Below are 3,202 nucleotides of genomic sequence, written 5' to 3'. Positions count from 1 at the left end.
GCCTTGCCCCAGGCGCAGCAAGCCCTGGGGGGCATGCAGGCACGCCTGCTCCTGCCAGGGTGGCCCGCCGTGATGAAGGGGGTGGTCGCGGTGGAGCCAGTGGCCTCGCTGGGCCCCTGCTTCGGCGCCGCGAAGGTGCGCTTGCTGAAGGCCTCTCTGCCTGAAGGCGGGCTGAGCGTGTACGTGATCGACGCGCCCTTGTTGTACGGGCGCTCGGCCAATCCCTACCATGACGAGGCGGGCCTGGAATGGCCTGACAACCTGCAGCGTTTCGGCCTGCTGGGCTGGGTTGCGGCGCAGATTGCCGCGGGCGGGCTGGACCCGTCGTGGGAGCCCGACCTGGTGCACGCGCATGACTGGCATGCGGGCATGGCTTGCGCCTACCTCAAGGCGCACGCGGCGACGGCACCTTCGGTCTTTACGGTGCACAACCTGGCCTATCAGGGGCTGTTTCCGCACCAGGACAGCGCTTTGCTGGGCCTGTCGTCACGCTTCATGAGTTCTGCCGGGCTGGAGTACCACGGCCAGTTGTCCTTCATGAAGGCGGGCCTGAAATTCTGCGACCGGCTGACCACCGTCAGCCCTACCTATGCGCGGGAAATCACCACCCCGGAGTTCGGCTGCGGCATGGACGGGGTGCTGCGCAGCCGTGAGGATGTCCTCAGCGGCATCCTCAACGGCATCGACGATCAGGCCTGGAACCCTTTGCGAGACCCCGCATTCGCCGGACCGTATGCGCCTTACGGCCCGGACGATCTGGCGGGCAAGGCCACCTGCAAGGCCGCCTTGCAGGCCGAAGTGGGGTTGCCGGTGGACCCTTCGGCGCCGGTGGTGCTGGCCCTGAGCCGGTTGACGGCGCAAAAGGGGTTGGATCTGCTGCTGGCAGCGCTGCCCACCTTGCTTGAGCAGGGCGGGCAGTTGGTGGTGCAGGGCACGGGAGATGCAGCGCTGGAGCACGCCTTCACGCAGGCAGCGCAAGACCATCCGCGCAGCGTCGCCACCCTCATTGCCTATGACGAACATCGGGCGCACCGGCTGGTGGCCGGCGCCGATCTCATTGCCGTGCCATCCCGCTTCGAACCCTGCGGTCTGACCCAGCTGTATGGCCTGCGCTACGGCACGCTGCCGCTGGTGCGCGCCACCGGTGGCCTGGCTGACACGGTGGTCGGGTTGAACTCAGCCCCTGCCGCGGGCCTGCCGGCCAATGGCTTCAGCTTTGCCGAGCCCACGCCTGCCGCTTTCGAGCGCGCCCTGGTGCACGCGCTGAACGTCTGGCGTGAGCCGGCGCTGCGCCGGACCTTGCAGCGCCGCGGCATGACCCAGGACCTTTCCTGGACGCCTTCTGCCATCAAGTACCGCGCCCTCTACGCGGAACTGCTGCCCGGGGCGGCCGGCGTCTGATCTGGCCAGGTGGCCAGCAACAGACCAGCCAGAGCCATGGCAAAGGCCACGGCGTGGGCGATGCTGAACGGCTCCCCCAGCCAGGCCACGCCCACGGCAGCGGCGCTGACGGGCAGGCAGACCGTGAAGATCCCGGCACGTGATGCGGGCACATGGCGCAGCCCGCGCATCCACAACCACACCGTGGCCACACTGGCCGCCAAGGCGTAGAACACCAGCAGGCCCCAGGTGGAGCGGCTCACGCTGGAAAAATCGAAGCTCCACGCCTGCCACAGGCCAAAGGGCGTGATGAGGGCCAGGCCCCAGAGGTTGATCAGGGCGCTGATGCGCTGCGGCGAGACGCTGGCGGCCAGACGCTTGCCGATGACCACGTAGCTGGCCTCGCAGATCACCGCCCCCAGCAGCAGGGCATAGCCCCACCAGGGCGCCGAGGCCGGGCCGCCATCGCCCGGTGCCTGGGCCAGCGCCAAGGTGGCGATGCCCGACCCAGCCAGCGCGATGGCGCCCTTCACGCGCGCCGTGATGCGTTCACCCAGGAACAACCAGGACATCAGCGCCACCACGGCGGGGATGGCCGCCATCACCACCCCGGCCGCCACGGCCGACGTGGCGGCCACGCCGAACAGCATGCAGATGGAGAAGCCGAAGTTGCCGAGGAAGCTTTCCCAGAACAGGAGCCGGCGGTCTCTGGGAGACAGGGGCGCCTCGCCTGGCTGGCGACGCAGCCAGGTCACCATGGCTACCGCAGCGATACCAAAGCGCAACCACGCCAGCAGAAAGACGGGAAGGGCCGCCACCAACAAGCGCGACAAGCCCACATAGCTGCCCACCAGGGCCATGCTGGCGGCCAGGCAGGCGAAAGCCGCCCAGGGAACCGGCTTCATGAAACGCTCAGAAGGCGGCCGCGTAGCGGTCGCGCTCCCACGGGGTGACGTGGCGGGCCCACTGCGTCCACTCGTCACGCTTCAGGCGCAGGAACTCGCGGGTGAGTTCCTCACCCAGGGCGCCGCTGATCACGGCGTCGGCTTCCAGCGCGTCCAGGGCCTGCGACAAGGATTGCGGCAGCAGGCCGATGCCTCGGTCGCGCAACTGCGACAGCGTGCAGTCGAACAGGTCATCGGTCACCTCGGGCCCCGGGTCCAGCCGGCGGTCAATGCCATCCAGCCCTGCGGCGATGAGGGCCGCCGTGGCCAAGTAGGGATTGGCTGCCGCATCCGGCAGCCGCCACTCGAAGCGGCCGGGCAGGGTGCGCACAAGGGCAGTGCGGTTGTTCGGGCCGTGCGCCACGCAGGCCGGCGCCCAGGTGGTGCCGGAGATCGACTCGCCCACGGTCAGGCGCTTGTAGCTGTTCACTGTGGGCGCGGCGATCGCGCACAAAGCTGGCGCGTGGGTGAGCACACCCGCAATGAAGTGTCGGGCGGTGTCGGTGAGCGGCCCACCGTCGGCGCACTCGAACAGGCTGCGCTCCGTCGCGCCGTGCTCCCACAGCGAGATGTGAAAGTGCAGCCCGCTGCCGGGCTGGTCGGCAAAGGGCTTGGGCATCATCGAGAACACCATGCCGCGGGCGTCGGCCAGGGCCTGCGCCGCCAGCTTGAACAGCATCAAGTGGTCGGCGCTGGCCAGCGCCTCGTCATATGCGAAGTTGACCTCGTACTGGCCGTGTGCGTCTTCGTGATCGAGTTGCAGCACGTCCAGGCCGCAAGCGGTGAGGGCCTGGCTCAGCTCATGCAGGAATCCGGCCTGTCGGGGCAGGGACTTCAGGTCGTAACTCGGTTTGTCCAGACGATCGGCCTCATCAGCC

Annotated in this window: 3 protein-coding genes; 1 reads left to right on the top strand and 2 read right to left on the bottom strand. The window is 68.7% G+C overall.

Annotated features, from left to right (window positions below; genetic code table 11):
• A partial coding sequence (gene glgA / locus ACIRA7_RS16770; protein WP_396221974.1) for a glycogen synthase GlgA occupies positions 1 to 1,401 on the top strand: 1,401 nt, incomplete at its 5' end.
• Here the strand turns inward: glgA and ACIRA7_RS16765 are convergent.
• Positions 1,365 to 2,285 carry a DMT family transporter gene (locus tag ACIRA7_RS16765; RefSeq protein ID WP_396221973.1) on the bottom strand — a complete coding sequence of 307 codons (921 nt, stop codon included), beginning with the start codon at positions 2,283 to 2,285 and terminating at the stop codon, positions 1,365 to 1,367. The two genes, glgA and ACIRA7_RS16765, sit on opposite strands and share 37 nt — an antisense overlap.
• Before the next feature lie 7 nt (positions 2,286 to 2,292).
• Positions 2,293 to 3,202 (bottom strand): type III glutamate--ammonia ligase (locus ACIRA7_RS16760; protein WP_396221972.1); only part of this gene is annotated, 910 nt, incomplete at its 5' end.

Origin of the sequence: Gemmatimonas sp., assembly GCF_044376735.1 — a bacterium.
Classification (GTDB): domain Bacteria; phylum Gemmatimonadota; class Gemmatimonadetes; order Gemmatimonadales; family Gemmatimonadaceae; genus Gemmatimonas.
This window is presented reverse-complemented; position numbering and strand designations above follow the sequence as displayed.

Bases quoted from the DNA above. Each gene is read 5' to 3' on its own strand.
- ACIRA7_RS16765 (WP_396221973.1), bottom strand. From the start codon at position 2,285: ATGAAGCCGGTTCCCTGGGCGGCTTTCGCCTGCCTGGCCGCCAGCATG.